This is a genomic window from Rhodoferax sp., assembly GCF_039922535.1.
GTDB lineage: Bacteria > Pseudomonadota > Gammaproteobacteria > Burkholderiales > Burkholderiaceae_C > Rhodoferax_B.
This window is the reverse complement of the sequence record NZ_JBDTEM010000022.1, coordinates 22,344-38,559: the sequence shown is the minus strand read 5'-3', so window position 1 is coordinate 38,559 and position 16,216 is coordinate 22,344. Positions and strand designations below refer to the sequence as shown.

Sequence of the window (16,216 nt, the reverse complement as noted above, 5' to 3'; positions counted from 1 at the left end):
GTCCTTGTAAAGCGCCACCACGCGGGCGGTCTCTTCCAGCAGTTCATAACCCGTAAAAGCGTGGCCGGCGCCGGTGTATTCCAGCGCCTTGTCCATACGAAACTTGCCGGCCGCGCGTCCGGCCGCCTTCTGCTTTTCCATGGCAGCGTTGAAGCCGGCCTCGTCTACCGTCACGCCGCGTTCGCGGCAGACATCGGCCGACAGGTCGAGCGGAAAGCCAAACGTGTCGTGCAGCTTGAAAGCCACCTCGCCCGGCAGGACTTGTTGACCGCCGGCGAGGGCCGCATCCAGAATCTCCATGCCGTTTTCAAGCGTCTCGAAGAAGCGCTCTTCCTCGGCCTTCAGCACCTCGGTGATGCGTTTGGCATCCGCACGCAGGCGCGGGTAGGCATCACCCATCAGCGCCACCAGATCGGCCACCAGCTTGTGGAAGAACGGTGTCTTCTTGCCCAGCTTGTAGCCGTGGCGGATGGCGCGCCGGATGATGCGACGCTGCACGTAGCCGCGGCCCTCGTTGCCAGGCACCACGCCGTCGCTGACCAGGAATGCGGTGGCCCGGATGTGGTCGGCGATCACGCGCAGCGACTTGCTCTCCAGGTCCTTTTCGCCGGTTTCGCGCGACGCGGCCTGGATCAGCTTCTCGAACAGGTCGATTTCGTAGTTGCTGTGTTTGTGCTGCAAGATGGCGGCCAGCCGCTCCAGGCCCATGCCGGTGTCCACACAGGGTGCGGGCAACGGTCGGACCGAGCCATCGGGCTGCATGTCGAACTGCATGAACACGTTGTTCCAGATCTCGATGTAGCGGTCGCCATCGGCGTCGGGCGACCCCGGTGGGCCGCCGGGAATGTGGTCGCCGTGGTCATAGAAGATTTCGCTGCACGGGCCGCACGGGCCGGTGTCGGCCATCATCCAGAAGTTGTCGGACTTGTAGCGGCCGCCCTTGTTGTCGCCGATGCGGATCACGCGCTCGGGGGGCAGACCGATTTCCTTGGTCCAGATGTCATAGGCTTCGTCGTCTTCTTCATACACCGTGGCCAGCAGGCGGTCGGCGGGTAGCTTGTACACCTGGGTCAGCAGCTCCCAGGCCCAGTGCAGCGACTCGCGCTTGAAGTAGTCGCCAAAGCTCCAGTTGCCCAGCATTTCAAAGAAGGTGTGGTGGCGCGCGGTGTAGCCCACGTTTTCCAGGTCGTTGTGCTTGCCACCGGCGCGCAGGCAGGCCTGTACCGAGACGGCGCGCGAGTAAGAACGCTTGTCGGTGCCCAGAAACACGTCCTTGAACTGCACCATGCCGGAGTTGGTAAACATCAGCGTGGGGTCGTTGCCCGGCACCAGCGAGCTGCTGGCCACCACGGTGTGGCCCTTGGAGGCAAAGAAGTCCAGGAAAGTCTTGCGGATGTCGGCAACGGTGAAAGTGGGGGTGCTCATAAGCGTGGAATCTCTTAGAAAATCGTTACGCCAGCCGGGGCCGTGGCGCTAGGGAAATGCAGGGCGGGTAGCCCAAAGCTTGGGCAAAGGCCAAGATTTTACCAGCCGGGTGCAGCCAACTTCGGCGCAAGGCGAGGCTGTCGAATGCTATGCAAATAAGAGCTTCCCGCGCAGGTGGCTGTTGCTCCAACGGCCTGTTTGGCTTAAATTTTCAGCGGACCGACTACAACCCGCCAGCCCACTGCGCGGGGCTCCTATAATCCAGCCACTTAATGCAGCGTTAAGCGGGTGTAGTTCAATGGCAGAACGCTAGCTTCCCAAGCTCGATACGTGAGTTCGATTCTCATCACCCGCTCCAGTTTCAAGTCTAGTTCTAGTACCCTTGGCCCCGCGCCAATCTCCGTCTCCAGCGTGTGCGGTGCCTCCTTCAGGAGTCCGCACCGTGCCCAACACCCCCGTTTCCTCCCGCATACAGTATGGTCTGTTTTGGCTATTGGCAGCCGCCATCGGGCTTGGCACCAGCGCCTGTGGCGGTGGCAGCAGTACGGCCACGGCAGCCACACCCACGGTCACGCCCACCGTCACCACGCTGAACAGCAGCCTCTCCAGCCCCTGGAGCATGGCGGTGTTGCCTTCAGGCGAATTGCTCATCACCCAAAAAAGCGGCAGCCTGCTGCGGGTCAGTGCCAACGGGGCCAACACCACGCCCATCAGCGGCATCTTGTCGGTAAACGACAGCGGCCAAGGCGGCTTGCTGGGTCTGGCGCTAGACCCCGACTTTGCCACTGCACCGTGGGTGTATTGGGCCTATTCCGAGCCCGGCAGCGGTGCCGAGGCCGGGTTGGTCGGCACGGCGGTAGCCCGTGGGCGGCTGGTGGGCAACGCGCTGCTGGACGTGGCCGTGCTGTTTCGCCAGCAGCCCAAAACCACGGGCACGGGCCACTTCGGCTCACGGCTGGTGTTTGCGCGCGACAAGTCCCTGTTCATCACCCTGGGCGAGCGGCAAAAGTTCAGCCCGGCCCAAGACCTGGCGCAAACCCTGGGCAAGGTGGTGCGGATCGCTCGCGACGGCAGCATCCCCGCCGACAACCCGGCGCTGGGCAACACCGCCCGGCCCGGCATCTGGAGCCTGGGGCACCGTAACCCCCAGGGTGCGGCGCTGCACCCCGATACCGGCGAACTGTGGGTCAGCGAACACGGCCCGCAAGGCGGGGACGAGATCAATATCGCCCGCGCCGGGGCCAACTACGGCTGGCCAGTCAAAAGCTATGGCTGCAACTACGGCGACCCGGTGGGCGATGCCTGCCGCATAGGGGGTGGGGTGCATGCGCCCACCTATGTGGAGCCGCTGACCTACTGGGTGCCCACGTCGGTGGCTCCGGCGGGCTTGCTGTTTTACACCGGCAATCTGATTCCGCAGTGGAAGGGAAACTTGTTCTCGGGCTCATTGGCGGGCCAGGCCTTGTGGCGCATGACCGTGAGCCCCAACGCCGTGCTGACCCGCGAAGCGCTGCTCACCGACCGGAAGGAACGTTTTCGCGACGTGGCGCAGGCCCAGGACGGGTCCATTTTGCTGCTGACCGACAGTGGGAAACTGCTGCGGCTGGCACCTTAGCAGCCTACTTGCGACGGCGTAATGAACCTGCACATTCCATGTCTGTCACGTAAAGTTCATGCGACCTCGGTAGGCTAGCGCAGTCACTCTACCCACAAGGCCACCGTGTTGAAAACTCTGCACCCCTCCCCCTCTTTAAAAACGCGCCACGCGGCATGGGCCATCTGGGGTGGCATGGCACTCAGTGCCCTGCTGTTGGCAGGCTGTGCTGGCGACGGCGAGAGCGGTGTCAACATCCAGGGCGTGGCCGCTACCGGTGCGGCTATGGCCAACGCCAGCGTGGCCGCCAAATGCACCACCGGCACGGCATCGGGCAAGACATCGGCCAACGGCAGCTATGCGCTGTTTGTGGCCAACGGGGCTTTTCCGTGCGCCATCGAAGTCTCGGACGGCACCCGCAAACTGCATTCGGTGGCCAACAGCAGCACGCTGACTGCGGTAGCCAACGTCACCCCGTTAACCGAGCAGTTGATGGGCCAGTTGTCAGCCGATACGGCGGCATTTTTTGACAGCTACAGCGCCAGCGGCAGTGCCACCCTGAGCGCCGCCAGCATCAAAGCGGCACAGGATGCCGTGTTTACTTCTCTGGCGGCCAATGGGCTGGTGGTGCCCAGCACCCTGACCAGCCTGGTCGAGGGCAGCCTCATCGCCAAAACCAGCACCCAAACGGGCAACGACTACGACAAACTGCTGGACACCGTAGCCGTTACACCGGTCAACGTGAAGCTGATTGCGTTGAACGACTTCCACGGCAACATCGAACCCACGTCCGAAACCAATGGCGGTTCGGTGGTGTTGCCCAATGGCGGTGCGGGCCAGCGGGTGGCAGTGGGCGGTGCCGCCTACCTGGCCACCTTGGTGAAGAACCTGAAGGCCAAGAACCCCAACAACATCCTAGTGGGCGCCGGTGACATGGTGGGCGCATCGCCGTTTGCCTCCAGCATCACCCACGACGAAGCCAGCATCGACGTGCTGAACCAGATCGGGCTGGAAGTGACATCGGTGGGCAACCACGAGTTTGACCATGGCATCGCCGAACTCAAGCGCCAGCAAAACGGCGGCTGCTACCCGGCATCGGGCACCGTGGGCGTGGTGGGCAAAGACACCTGCCTGATCGACGGCAAGTTCCCCGGAGCCAAGTTCAAGTACCTGACGGCCAACGTGGTGGACACCGCCACGGGCAAGCCGGTTTTGGCGGCCACCTACATCAAGCGTTTTGGCACGGTGAGCGTGGGCTTTATCGGCCTGACGCTGCAAGGCACATCGGCCTTGGTGGGTTCCACCGGCGTGGCCGGGCTGCGGTTTGACGAAGAATCGGCCACCATCAACCAGTACGCGGCCCAGCTCAAGGCCAACGGCATCACCGCCGTGGTGGTGCTGATCCACCAGGGTGGCCAAACCATGGCCACCACGGTCAACGACAAGACCTGCCCCGACCTGACCGGCGACATCACGTCCATCATGGACAAACTGAGCAGCAACGTGGACGTGGTGGTCAGCGGCCACACCCACCAAGAATATGTGTGCAACTACGACGCCAAAGCCGCCGGTAAAAAGATCTTGCTGACCTCCACCGGCTTCTACGGCGGTGCCGTGAGCGAAATCGACCTGACCTTGCAGCCCAGCAAGGGCATGGTGGCCTCGGCGGCCAACACGGTGCCGGTGATCCGCGCCGCAGGCAGCTACACGGTAGCCACCTCGAACAACACGGTGATCCCCACCGGGTTCACCACGGTGGCCCGTGACACGGCCATCGACGCGCTGGTGGCCAAGTACGTCGCCATCTCCAAAATTGCCGGTTCGCAGGCCGTGGGCAGCATCACCGCCAGCATCAGCCGCGCTTTCGTACCCGGCAGCACGACCCGTGACGAAACCACCGAAGGTGCCATGGGTGACCTGATGGCCGACACGTATTTGGCCGGTGTGCCCGGCGGCGCAGACTTCGCGCTGGTGAACCCCGGCAGCGTGCGCGCCGATCTGGTCTATTCCGGCACCGGCACCGTGACCTTCAGCGACCTGGCCACCATCGAACCCTTTGGCAACACCCTCGTCACGCTGAACCTGACCGGCGCGCAAATCGTGCGCTTGCTGGAGCAGCAATGGGAGCCGCCTAACAACACCGCCAAAACCAACCCGTTTACCGGCGCTGTGGGCCGTTTGCTGCTGCCGTCGCTGGGCCTCACCTACACCTACGACAACAACCGGCCAGCCGGTGCCGCCTCAGGCCAGGGCAACCGCATCGTGGCAGGCACGCTCAAGCTCAACGGTGTGGCCATTGACCCAGCCAAAACCTACAAGATTGCAACCAATAGCTTTCTGGGCACCGGTACGGGTGGCGACAACTTCACGGTGATGGCCACCCAGGGCAGCAACATCCTGGACACCAAGGTGCTGGACCTGGATGCCTTCATTGCCTACATGGGAGCCCACTCGCCCGTGAGCCCGCCCGCTGCACGGATTACCCGGCTCAACTAAGCTGCACCGCCTGGTACCCCAAGCCCTCTTGACCCCAAGAGGGCTTTTTTGCGACCGCCATACTTGCCACCATGCCCCGTAAAAATCTGCTCCTGTACGCCCTGTGCGCCCTGCTCTCGGCCCTGCCCTGCCACACCCTGTGGGCCCACACCCTGACAGATAAAGAGCGCCAAACCGTGGTGGACGGTGCCCAGCAGGCGAAAACCGCTTGCTACAAAACAATTTACCGCGATACCAATGCCTACAGCCAGTGCGTGCGCGACCTGGTGGCGCCAGAAAAGCCGGGTTCCTACAAACGCCTGGGTGCGGAGTACTTTGCCTTTGCGGGCGCGATGGCCTATGTGCGGGTGAGCCAAGCCGGTGCCGAGCAAGCGGCGGTTGAATTTTTGAAGAAGTACCGCAGCACCCAAAAGCGCCTGGGGGTGGACGATGAGGCCCTCTGCGCCACCGTGCCGGGCAACTGTACGGTACGCATCGCGCAAAGCAAGGCCATGGAAGCCGCCCCGCCCAAAGCACCGGTGATGGGCGTGCAGTGCCTGGGCGGCGTGTGCCGCATTGCGCCCAAAGAATAAGCGCCATGCTTCTTCTTCAAAAAGCATAGCGCTTCGCGCAGGTACTACCTGCGCTAGGGGGCGATTGAATGCCTTAAATCAGCTTTACGCCGGTTTGGGCCTGCAGGTCTTCCAGCGTCACGCCAGGAGCCATTTCCACCACTTTCAGGCCTGCGGGGGTCACGTCCATCACGGCCAAGTCGGTGATGATGCGGTCTACCACACCCACGCCGGTCAGTGGCAGGGTGCAGTTCGGCAGAATTTTCAAATCGGTGGTGCCATCGCGCTTCTTGGCCACGTGCTCCATCAGCACGATGACGCGCTTCACGCCTGCCACCAGGTCCATCGCGCCGCCCATGCCCTTGACCATCTTGCCGGGGATCATCCAGTTGGCCAGGTCACCCTTTTCGCTGACCTGCATGGCACCCAAGATGCTCAGATTGACCTTGCCGCCACGGATCATGGCAAAGCTCTCGTGGCTGCCAAAGATGGATGAGCCGGGCAGCGTGGTCACGGTTTGCTTGCCCGCGTTGATCAAGTCGGCATCGACCTGGTCTTCGGTGGGGAATGGGCCAATGCCCAGCATGCCGTTCTCGCTTTGCAGCCACACCTCTTTGTGGGCGGGCACGTGGTTGGCCACCAGCGTCGGGATGCCGATGCCGAGGTTCACATAAAAGCCGTCTTCCAGCTCCAGGGCCGCGCGGGCCGCCATTTGGTCTTGGTTCCAGGCCATATCAGGCTCCTTGTACGGGGTTGGTTTGGGACACGGCCGGTACATCCACCTTCGGCGTGGCCAGCTCTTCGGTGCTGACGGCAGCGGCATGGGCAATCACCGCCTGGGCTTCCACCTTGGCGGCAATCGGATCGACGGCGGTGGAGGCCGACAAGGTGCGTTTTTCAATCCGTTTTTCGGGCGTGGCGTTGAGCACGATGCGGTGCACGTAAATGCCGGGCAGGTGCACCTGGTCGGGCACCATGCTGCCGGTTTCCACGACCTCCTCCACTTCCACGATGCAGATCTTGCCCGCCATGGCCACAGCGGGGTTGAAGTTGCGGGCCGTCAGGCGGAACTGCAGGTTGCCGGACTTGTCGGCGCGGAAGGCCTTCACCAGCGACACCTCGGGCACCAAAGAGCGCTCCATCACATAGGTTTCACCGTCGAATTCGCGCAGTTCCTTGCCCTCGGCCACCAGGGTACCCACACCGGTCTTGGTGAAAAAGGCCGGGATGCCCGCCCCACCGGCGCGCAACTTCTCGGCCAGCGTGCCCTGGGGGGTGAATTCGAGTTGCAACTCACCGGCCAGGTACTGGCGCTCGAACTCCTTGTTTTCGCCGACGTAGCTGGAGATCATTTTCTTGATCTGCCGCGTCTCCAGCAACTTGCCCAGGCCAAAGCCGTCGACACCGGCGTTGTTGGAGATCACGGTCAAATCCTTCACGCCGGAATCGCGCAGTGCGTCGATCAGCGCTTCAGGGATGCCGCACAGGCCGAAACCGCCTACGGCCATGAGTTGGCCGTCTTGCACTACGCCTTCGAGCGCCTCGGCGGCAGAGGGGAAAATTTTGTTCACACAGTTCTCCGGTTAAAAGATCAAGCAGAACGATACTACCTATTCAATTACGTAGTTTTTCGTAAAGGGTTTATCTGATGGCAGTGGCAACCGGGGTGGATTACGCGCGTGCCTTTGCGCTGGCACCGGTGGGCCTGGTGGTGTCGCGCAACCGCGCCATTGTGGACTGCAACCAGCACCTGTGCGAGATGTTTGGGGCCGACCGCGACCAGCTTATCGGCCAGTCCTTCCAGGTGCTCTACCCCACCGCCGTGGAGTTTGAGCGCACCGGCGCACGCATCGCGCTAGCCATGGATGCCAAAGGCCACTATGCCGACGACCGCATCATGCAGCGCGTGGGCGGGCGCTTCAAAGGCGAGGCCTTTTGGTGCCATGTGGTGGGCCGGGCCTTTGACCGCAACGCGCCCCACGCCGCTGGGGTCTGGAGCTTTGAAGACCTGTCATCGCGCCGCCCGGTGCAGGCCACCCTGACACCGCGGGAACGCGAGGTGGCCGCGCACCTGATGACCGGCCTGACCTCGAAAGAAATCGCCAAGCTGCTGGGCATCAGCCACCGCACGGTAGAGATTTACCGGGCCGGGCTGATGCGCAAGTACCAGGCCTCCACCACCGCCGACCTGGCGCAGCGCTTGCTGGGCGGATAAATTTAAGAAAAATCGGCCTCCAGCGCATATTGCACCTGCGCAGGCAGCTATACAATAAATAGCAAATAAACCCCAGAGATTTTTATGAGTCGCCTTGGCCTGACACGTGACAAGATTTACAAAACCGTGGCCCGACAATTGCACGGCCAAGTACCTTGCTGGGTCTGCGGCCAACACGTGCTGCCCGACGCGGCCACGCTGGAACACATCCAGCCGCTGAGCGAGGGCGGCAACAGCCACCTGGAAAATCTGGCCATCAGCCACGATGTGTGCAACAACCAGCGCCATGCCACGGGCGTGGTACCGGTATCGACCGCACAGCCAGGAAAAGTGCAGCGCGGCTAGCGTACGCCGCCGAACACGCCTCGGGCGACCGATTGGCGGCCCAGCTTGACCTGTTCCATGGCGGCATCGGCGGCCTGGATGATCTGGTCCACGCTGCCGTTGCCGCCCAGCCGCAGCTGGATGCCAATGCTGGCAGTGCAGCGCACATGCTGTACGCCCACCAGGTAATCGCGCTCCAGCATGTCCCAGATTTTGTCGGCCACCGTGTTCACGTGGTGGGCGGCAGAGGGCTCCTTGCCGCCCAGATCTTCCAGCAGCACCACGAATTCATCGCCGCGCACCCGGGCCACGGTGTCGTTTTGCCGGATGGCGGCCATCAGCCGCACCGACACCTCGACCAGCACCTGGTCACCCACCGTACGGCCATAGGCGGAATTGACGGCTTTGAAACTATCCAAATCCACATACAGCACTGCAAAGTACGAGCGCTGCCGACCGCTGTTGAGTTGGGCCCGCCAAATCCGGTCGCGCAGCAGCCGCCAGTTGGGCAGGCCGGTCAGGGTATCGTTGAAGGCCATGGACTGGATCAGCTCGGCCGACACCTGCTGGCGCGTGGTGTCGCGCACCACCCGCACCACGCCGGTACGCTGCCCCTGGGCATCCACCAGGCTCACCAGGGCCATGGACACGGGCACCAGGCTGCCATTTTGGTGCAGGCGCACGGTATCCAGCGTCTGCGTGGCCGTGCCCAACGCCTCTAGCAGGGCATCTTCCTCCCACTGGCGGTCGGCAGAGATGAGACGCTGCAGCGTCTGCCCTTGCATCTGTTGGGCGCTGTAGCCAAACATGGCCTCGGCCCCCCGGCTCCAGCTGCGCACGGTGCCGTCCAGGTCTTCAAAAATGATGGCATCGGTGGAGGCCTGCGCCAGCGCGTCCAGACGCTGTTGCAGGTGGCCGATGCGCCTGCGGTACACGGCATACAGCAGCCCACCCACCAGCAAGGCGATCAACAACACCAAGGCCATGACAGAGATTTGCAACTGCATGGATCCATCTTAGTGCCGATGTCCCGGTTGTGCATACCCGTTGCGTATTTCACCCGGTACCGACCACGGGCCTCCCCGAATGGGTGCGTAATGTAGGCATATAGGGGCGTACGGGCGCGGAATCGACACCGAATAGGTGCACGTATCTTGTATATCAGTTGGCACAGATTCTGCGTAATCCGTGGCAATGACCACCGCCGCCGACATCAGTACCCGCATCATCGAAGCCGTGATGGCGCAAAAACTCGCCCCCGGGGCCCGCCTGGGCGAGCAGCCGCTGGCCATGCTGTTCGACTGCAGCCGCACCGTCGTGCGCGAGGCGCTGACCCGGCTGGCCGCGCGCGGCATCGTGACCGTCAGCGCGCGCCGGGGCTGGTATGTGATCGAGCCCTCACAAGACGAAGCCCGCGAGGCATTTGAAGCCCGCCGCGTGATCGAAACCGGGCTGATCCGCAGCCTGCAAGGGATTGAAAAACCCGCCCTGAAGCGGCTCAAACAGCACCTGAAAGAAGAACAGGCCGCCATCAAAGGCAGCGACGTGGGCGCGCGCAGCTTCTTGCTGGGTGACTTCCATGTCTGCCTGGCCGAATGCCTGGGCAACAGCCTCTTGGCCGATACCCTGCGCGACTTTACGGCCCGCACCACGTTGATCGCCATGCTCTACCAGTCGTCGCACAACGCCGAGCAATCGTGCGAAGACCACGTGCAAATCGTCGCCGCACTGGAAAAGGGCGATACCGCCCTGGCCGAACAGCTCATGGCCGCCCACATCGGCACGGTGCAGCACGCGCTGCGGCTGCCGGTCAGCATTGACCCACTGGCCCAGTTGCGCGATGCACTGGCTCCGGTAGGCACCTCGGCCAAAGCAGCATCTGCGGCACAAGACTTGCATACAAGATCCCGAAAAGCCAAGTCCAAGCCTGGCGCTGGCCTTGAATCGCCCCCCGACGACCCTTCCACTTACTTAGGAGCCCTGCTATGACATCCCGCCGCCACTTCCAATCCGGCCTCGCCGCCATCGCCCTGTTCGCCAGCCTGGGTGCCCACGCCCAGACCGCGCTGGACGATGTGCTCAAAGCCAAAAAGATCACCATCGCCATCCCCACCGATTTCCCGCCCTACGGCTTTGTGGGCACCGACCTCAAACCCCAAGGCCTGGACATCGACATGGCCAACTACATCGCCAGCAAGCTCGGCGTAGCGGTGGAGCTGGCCCCCGTCACCGGTGCCAACCGTATTGCCTATTTGCAGACCAAAAAGGCCGACCTGGTGATTTCCACCCTGGGCAAGAACCCCGAGCGTGAAGCAGTGATCGACTTCACCGCCGCCTACTCGCCCTTTTTCCAGGCCGTATTCGCTGCCAAAACCCTCTCTATCAAGAGCTTTGCCGATCTGGCTGGCAAGTCGGTCGGTGTTACCCGCGGTGCCATTGAAGACCAAGAACTGACCAAGCTGGCACCGTCCGGGGCCGACATCAAACGTTTTGAAGACAACAACGTCACCGTGTCCTCTTTCGTTTCCGGCCAGGTCCAGGTGATTGCTACAGGTGCCTCGGTGGCCGGCAACATGATGGCCAAGAACCCGCAGCTGGGCGCGGAATACAAGCTGCTGCTGAAAGAGTCGCCCAATTTCATCGGTGTGGCCAAGGGTGAAGACAAGCTGCGCCTGAAGGTGAACGAGATCATCATCCAAGCCAAAAAATCCGGCGACCTCGACAAGATGGCTGTGCGCTGGCTAGGCCGCCCTGCGGGCAATCTCCCCGAGTAAATCCACCCCACACCGGAGCTGAGCCATGCGCATTACATTCGACTTCTACGCCGTACTGGCGCAGTGGCCGCTACTGGCCAAGGGCATCGTCTGGACTTTGGGCTTAACCCTGATCGCCACGGTGATCGGCGCAGCGCTAGGCATCACTTGCGCCTGGGTACGCAGCCAGAACACGCGGGCTCCGCTGTGGCTGCAAGCGCTGGTGGGCGCGTATGTGGAGCTGGTCCGCAACACGCCGTTCATCGTTCAGCTGTTCTTTATCTTCTTCGGCCTGCCCGCAATGGGTTTCAAACTATCGCCTGAGGTCGCGTCGATCCTGGCGATGGTGATCAACCTCGGGGCCTATGCCACCGAAATCATCCGCGCTGGCATCGATGCCACGCCCAAAGGGCAGATTGAAGCCGCCTCCAGCCTGGCGCTGTCGCAGCTGCAGATCTTCACCCGGGTCGTACTGCCACCGGCACTGAAGAAGGTCTGGCCGGCGCTGGTGAGCCAGATCATCATCGTGATGCTGGGCTCGGCGGTGTGTGGGCAGATCTCCACCGAAGAACTCAGCTACGCCGCCAACCTGATCCAGAGCCGCAACTTCCGCGCGTTTGAGGCCTTCATCATCGCCACCGGCATCTACCTGGCGCTGTCGATCTCGGTGCGCAAGCTGCTGAACTGGCTGGGTCCCCGCTTTGTTTATGGGAGATAACCGTGGTTGACTTTGCCCTCTGGGATATTTTTCGCAACCTGTTGCTGGCGGCGCGTTGGACCATAGGCCTGTCGCTGATGGCCTTCATCGGTGGCGGCATCGTCGGTGCGCTGCTGCTGGTGGCCCGGCTGAGCCAGGTACGCGGGGCCGAGACTTTTGTCGCCGCCTACGTGCAGGTGTTTCAGGGCACGCCGCTGCTGATGCAGCTGTTTCTGGCGTACTTTGGCATCGCGCTGTTCGGCATCAACACCAGCGCATGGGTGGCGGCGGCGGCCGCGCTGACGCTGTACACCAGCGCCTTCCTGACCGAGATCTGGCGCGGTTGCGTGGCCTCTATTCCGAAAGGCCAGTGGGAGGCCTCGGAAAGCCTGGCACTGAGCTTTGGCGAGCGGCTGCGCTATGTGGTGCTGCCCCAGGCCATCAAGATCGCCATCGCACCCACCGTCGGCTTTTTGGTGCAGGTCATCAAGGGCACGGCCCTGGCCTCGGTGATCGGCTTTATCGAGCTCACCAAGGCCGGCACCATGATCGCCAACGCCACATTCAAACCCTTCGTGGTCTATAGCTGCGTGGCCTTGATGTACTTCATCCTGTGTTTCCCGGTCAGTTTCTACGCCAAATTGTTAGAGAGGAAGATGCATGCAGCCCGTCGCTAAAACCATTACCGCACCTGCGATCGTCGAGATCAAAGGCCTGCGCAAGTCCTTTGGCACCAACGAGGTGCTCAAAGGCATTGACCTGCAGGTGCAGGCCGGTGAGGTCATCGCCATCATCGGCAAAAGCGGCTCGGGCAAGAGCACGCTGCTGCGCTGCATCAACGGGCTGGAAGTGTTCCAAAGCGGCAGCCTTACAGTAGACAGCAAGCCGCTGCTGCACGACAACGCGCTGGCCATGCGGGCACTGCGCCAGCGGGTCGGCATGATTTTTCAAGGCTTCAACCTGTTCCCGCACCTGACAGTGGGCAAAAACGTGATGCTGGCCCCGCGCCTAGTCAAGCAGCAGGCCGATGATGCCGGTACAGCCCAGGCCCAAAAGCTGCTGGCCCGCGTGGGTTTGGCGGAGAAATTTGATGCCTGGCCCGACCAGCTGTCTGGCGGGCAGCAGCAGCGGGTGGCGATTGCGCGCGCACTGGCCATGGAACCCGCCGTACTGCTGTGTGACGAAATCACCTCGGCTCTCGACCCGGAACTGGTCGGCGAAGTGCTGCGCGTGGTCGAAGGCCTGGCCCAAGAAGGCATGACCCTGCTGATGGTGACGCACGAGATGGCTTTTGCCCGCAAGGTGAGCAACCGGGTGATCTTCATGCACCAGGGCCGGGTGCACGAGATGGGCCCACCGGGCGAGCTGTTTGGCAACCCGCAAACGCCGGAACTCAAGCAGTTCCTGTCGTCGCTGACCGACTAAGCAATTGCTCTCGTATGAATAGCTGCCAGCGCAGGTGCTACTTGCGCTGGCAGCTCTTTTTGCTTAAAAATCACTTAGGCGTATTCGCGCTGGGTTTCGCGTTGGGCTTGGCTCTTCGCATCGTCTTCCTTCTGGATTTGCAGCATCGCGGTTTCCAGCTTGCGGTAGGTGGCGACAAACAAATCCTGGCAGGTGACCCGGTGGCCGGTGGAGTTGCGGTCGGCTTCGGTGGCGATCAAGGCCGCGACGATGGTGGCAGTGGGTTGCATAAGTTCGATTTTCATGGCGCATCCTTTCGAAATTATTAATTACGGCCAACGCGGATTGCATCGCCGCATAAGCCATTTCAATCCTCTTTGGGACGCATGGCAATCGGGTAGACACTAGGGTTGCGGCCATCTGCCGTTTCTTTACCTCTGCGATACACCCCACGTGCTACACGACATCTTCACCCGCCACTGGATCACGCTGCACAGTGTGCTGGTCGTCCTCGGCCTGGGCATCTACATCACCGGCTCGCACACGCTTAAGCAGCGCCGCCATCCGTCTGCCGGTATCGCCTGGACAATTTCGCTGGTGTTGTTGCCCTATATCGCCCTACCGCTGTACCTGGTATTTGGCCACCGCAAGCTGGCTAGCACCCGCCGCGCAGTCAAACCGGTGGCCCAGAACAGCCCGCAACCGGCCACGGCCCAGGCACATTTGGCCACGGCCCTGGGTCTGGGCGCTGCCGCCAGCTTCGAGTCGCTGTCCGTCCACCAGGATGGCCGCGAAGCCCTGCAAAGCCTGCAAAAACTGATTGCCGAAGCCCAACACACGCTGGATATCTGCACCTTCATTTTGGGACGGGACGTGCTGGGCGATGCCATCACGGCGCAGTTGCTGCAGCGTGCCCGCCAGGGCCTGAAAATCCGCCTCATGTTGGACGGCATCGGCCTCTATCTGGGCGGCCACCCGAACCTGAAACGTCTGGGCGCTGCAGGCATCCAGGTGGCCTTGTTCGTGCCGCCCTTTCGCTCACCCCTGCGGGGCCGCACCAACCTGCGCAACCACCGCAAAATGGCCTTGGCCGACGGCCGCTGGCTGTGGTGCGGTGGCCGCAATCTGGCCGCGGAATATTTTGAGGGCGACACCGTATCGGTACTGAAAAAGCCGGTCTGGATAGACCTGAGTTTTGACTTGCAAGGTGCTGTGGCCCAGCACGCCCAGCAGCGCTTCGATCAGGATTGGATCTTCGCCACCACCGGTAAAGCCGCCAGCGCCCTGCCCGCCCTCCCACCGGATGCACCGGATGCTCCTATTGCGGGCCAGCGCGCGCGGCTGGTGCCCAGCGGCCCCGACCAGGCCGACGACACCTTCTACACCCTGCTGGTGTCGGGTTGCTTCACCGCGCAGACCCGCATTCTGGCCGTCACGCCCTACTTTGTACCCGACCAGACCCTGCTGATGGCCCTGACCCTGGCGGCCCGCCGGGGCGTGGCAGTCGATCTGGTGCTGCCCCGGCAGTCCAACCACCGCCTGGCCGACATCGCCCGCCACGCCGCCCTGCGCGAACTGGTCACCGCCGGAGCCCACATTTGGCTGCTGCCCACCATGGTGCACGCCAAAGCCGTGCTGATTGACCAGGATCTGGCGCTGGTGGGCTCGGCCAACCTGGACGAGCGCAGCCTGTTTTTGAACTACGAGCTGATGGTGGCCTTTTATGACCGGCCGGTGGTGCAGCAATTTGCCAACTGGATCACAGAGCTACAAAGCCGCGCCCTGCCCTACCAACCCCGACCGCCCAGCCTGCGCCGGGAGTTGGTTGAAGGGCTGGTGCGGTGGGTGGCTTTTCAGCTGTGACCCAGACTGTGGTAGGGGCCGCGAGAGACTTGTCAACTGCTTAAATAAAAGGCAATGCAAGGTTTACCCTTATAGATCAAGGGTTTACCCTCTCTATTCCGCCCCATTACAGAGTTATCCCCAAAGTTATCCAGAAGGAACGGGGAGAACTTTTAAAGACGCTGGCGCAGGGCTTCGTACAGGCAGACGCCGCTGGCCACCGACACGTTCAGACTTTCCACCGCGCCGTGCATAGGGATGCCGACCAGCTCGTCGCAGGTCTTGCGCGTCAGTTGGCGCATGCCATCGCCTTCGTTGCCCAGCACAAGCGCCACCGGGACTTTCAGGTCCACCTGGTACAGGGTTTTGGGCGCGTTGTCGCTGGTGCCTATGCACCAGATGCTGCGTTCTTTGAGCTCGCCCAGCGTGCGCGCCAGGTTGGTCACCATGAAGTACGGCACGGTCTCGGCGGCGCCGCTGGCGACCTTGGCCACGGTGGCATTGATGCCGGCGGCGTGGTCCTTCGGGGCGATCACCGCGTGCGCGCCGGCGCCGTCGGCCACGCGCAGGCAGGCGCCGAGGTTATGCGGATCGGTCACGCCATCCAACACCAGCAGCAGCGCCGGTTCCGTCAGACTATCGAGCAGATCATCGAGCGAATGCACTTGCGGGATGTGTTCCACGCGTGCAGCCACACCCTGGTGGCCGTGGCTGCCGCAGAGCTTGGCCAGGCGCATGCTGTCGCCTTCGATCAGGCGGGCACCGGCCTCATTGGCTTTTTCCAGGAACTGGCGCATGCGCGCGTCGCGCCGGGTCGGCTCGTAGTAGATTTCGATGATGGATTTGGGCGCGGTTTTCAGGCGCACGCCCACGGCATGGAAGCCGAAGAGAACTTTAGGGGAAGACATGGGGAGA

General features: G+C 62.5%; 17 protein-coding genes and 1 tRNA gene. 12 read left to right on the top strand and 6 right to left on the bottom strand.

What is annotated here, in order from left to right; translation table 11 throughout:
• On the bottom strand, positions 1-1,425 hold a 1,425-nt coding region (gene alaS / locus ABI213_RS00960), incomplete at its 3' end, for an alanine--tRNA ligase (RefSeq protein ID WP_348025701.1).
• A gap of 284 nt (positions 1,426-1,709) precedes the next feature.
• Here alaS and ABI213_RS00955 point away from each other — a divergent pair.
• The 4 genes from ABI213_RS00955 (at position 1,710) to ABI213_RS00940 (ending at position 6,087) form a co-directional block, all read left to right on the top strand.
• Positions 1,710-1,783: transfer RNA gene (locus ABI213_RS00955), tRNA-Gly, on the top strand.
• An 84-nt stretch (positions 1,784-1,867) separates the two neighbouring features.
• Positions 1,868-3,040: a PQQ-dependent sugar dehydrogenase gene (locus ABI213_RS00950; RefSeq protein WP_348025699.1), complete on the top strand. Its 1,173-nt coding sequence runs from the start codon at positions 1,868-1,870 to the stop codon at positions 3,038-3,040.
• A 174-nt stretch (positions 3,041-3,214) separates the two neighbouring features.
• Positions 3,215-5,515 (top strand): bifunctional metallophosphatase/5'-nucleotidase, encoded by a 2,301-nt coding sequence (locus ABI213_RS00945; RefSeq protein ID WP_348006476.1) that lies wholly within the window; start codon positions 3,215-3,217, stop codon positions 5,513-5,515.
• Between the two features lie 71 nt (positions 5,516-5,586).
• On the top strand, positions 5,587-6,087 hold the full coding sequence (locus tag ABI213_RS00940) for a hypothetical protein (RefSeq protein WP_348006477.1): 501 nt from the start codon (positions 5,587-5,589) through the stop codon (positions 6,085-6,087).
• Between the two features lie 73 nt (positions 6,088-6,160).
• On the opposite strand, the gene ABI213_RS00935 is transcribed toward ABI213_RS00940, so the two are convergent.
• Both ABI213_RS00935 and ABI213_RS00930 read right to left on the bottom strand, forming a co-directional pair.
• On the bottom strand, positions 6,161-6,799 hold the full coding sequence (locus ABI213_RS00935) for a 3-oxoacid CoA-transferase subunit B (protein ID WP_348025697.1): 639 nt from the start codon (positions 6,797-6,799) through the stop codon (positions 6,161-6,163).
• 1 nt (position 6,800) lies between these two features.
• Positions 6,801-7,637, bottom strand: a complete 837-nt coding sequence (locus ABI213_RS00930; RefSeq protein ID WP_348025695.1) for a CoA transferase subunit A — start codon at positions 7,635-7,637, stop codon at positions 6,801-6,803.
• 77 nt (positions 7,638-7,714) lie between these two features.
• Between ABI213_RS00930 and ABI213_RS00925 the strand changes: the two genes are divergently transcribed.
• Both ABI213_RS00925 and ABI213_RS00920 read left to right on the top strand, forming a co-directional pair.
• The gene (locus ABI213_RS00925; protein ID WP_348025693.1) at positions 7,715-8,281 is read left to right on the top strand and encodes a PAS and helix-turn-helix domain-containing protein; all 567 of its coding nucleotides are present in this window, start codon (positions 7,715-7,717) and stop codon (positions 8,279-8,281) included.
• A gap of 84 nt (positions 8,282-8,365) precedes the next feature.
• Positions 8,366-8,626 (top strand): HNH endonuclease signature motif containing protein, encoded by a 261-nt coding sequence (locus ABI213_RS00920; protein ID WP_348007209.1) that lies wholly within the window; start codon positions 8,366-8,368, stop codon positions 8,624-8,626.
• Here the strand turns inward: ABI213_RS00920 and ABI213_RS00915 are convergent.
• Positions 8,623-9,612: a sensor domain-containing diguanylate cyclase gene (locus ABI213_RS00915; protein ID WP_348007208.1), complete on the bottom strand. Its 990-nt coding sequence runs from the start codon at positions 9,610-9,612 to the stop codon at positions 8,623-8,625. The two genes, ABI213_RS00920 and ABI213_RS00915, sit on opposite strands and share 4 nt — an antisense overlap.
• A 187-nt stretch (positions 9,613-9,799) precedes the next feature.
• On the opposite strand from ABI213_RS00915, the gene ABI213_RS00910 reads away from it, so the two are divergent.
• The 5 genes from ABI213_RS00910 to ABI213_RS00890 are packed head-to-tail and all read left to right on the top strand — an operon-like array spanning position 9,800 to position 13,480.
• Positions 9,800-10,594, top strand: coding sequence for a GntR family transcriptional regulator (locus tag ABI213_RS00910; protein ID WP_348007207.1), 795 nt, complete (start codon positions 9,800-9,802; stop codon positions 10,592-10,594).
• On the top strand, positions 10,591-11,379 hold the full coding sequence (locus tag ABI213_RS00905; protein ID WP_348007206.1) for a transporter substrate-binding domain-containing protein: 789 nt from the start codon (positions 10,591-10,593) through the stop codon (positions 11,377-11,379). The genes ABI213_RS00910 and ABI213_RS00905 overlap by 4 nt, the downstream gene beginning before the upstream one ends.
• 25 nt (positions 11,380-11,404) lie before the next feature.
• Complete coding sequence (locus ABI213_RS00900; protein ID WP_348025691.1) at positions 11,405-12,076, top strand: amino acid ABC transporter permease; 672 nt, start codon at positions 11,405-11,407, stop codon at positions 12,074-12,076.
• Positions 12,077-12,078: 2 nt separating this feature from the next.
• Positions 12,079-12,732 (top strand): amino acid ABC transporter permease, encoded by a 654-nt coding sequence (locus ABI213_RS00895; RefSeq protein ID WP_348007144.1) that lies wholly within the window; start codon positions 12,079-12,081, stop codon positions 12,730-12,732.
• The gene (locus tag ABI213_RS00890) at positions 12,716-13,480 is read left to right on the top strand and encodes an amino acid ABC transporter ATP-binding protein (RefSeq protein WP_348007145.1); all 765 of its coding nucleotides are present in this window, start codon (positions 12,716-12,718) and stop codon (positions 13,478-13,480) included. The genes ABI213_RS00895 and ABI213_RS00890 overlap by 17 nt, the downstream gene beginning before the upstream one ends.
• 74 nt (positions 13,481-13,554) lie before the next feature.
• Here ABI213_RS00890 and ABI213_RS00885 read toward each other — a convergent pair whose 3' ends face one another.
• Positions 13,555-13,764 carry a hypothetical protein gene (locus ABI213_RS00885; protein WP_348007146.1) on the bottom strand — a complete coding sequence of 70 codons (210 nt, stop codon included), beginning with the start codon at positions 13,762-13,764 and terminating at the stop codon, positions 13,555-13,557.
• A 148-nt stretch (positions 13,765-13,912) separates the two neighbouring features.
• On the opposite strand from ABI213_RS00885, the gene ABI213_RS00880 reads away from it, so the two are divergent.
• Complete coding sequence (locus tag ABI213_RS00880) at positions 13,913-15,322, top strand: phospholipase D-like domain-containing protein (RefSeq protein ID WP_348007147.1); 1,410 nt, start codon at positions 13,913-13,915, stop codon at positions 15,320-15,322.
• A gap of 152 nt (positions 15,323-15,474) precedes the next feature.
• Here the strand turns inward: ABI213_RS00880 and rlmB are convergent, their stop codons facing one another.
• Positions 15,475-16,209 carry a 23S rRNA (guanosine(2251)-2'-O)-methyltransferase RlmB gene (gene rlmB, locus ABI213_RS00875; protein ID WP_348007148.1) on the bottom strand — a complete coding sequence of 245 codons (735 nt, stop codon included), beginning with the start codon at positions 16,207-16,209 and terminating at the stop codon, positions 15,475-15,477.
• Positions 16,210-16,216 lie beyond the last annotated feature (7 nt).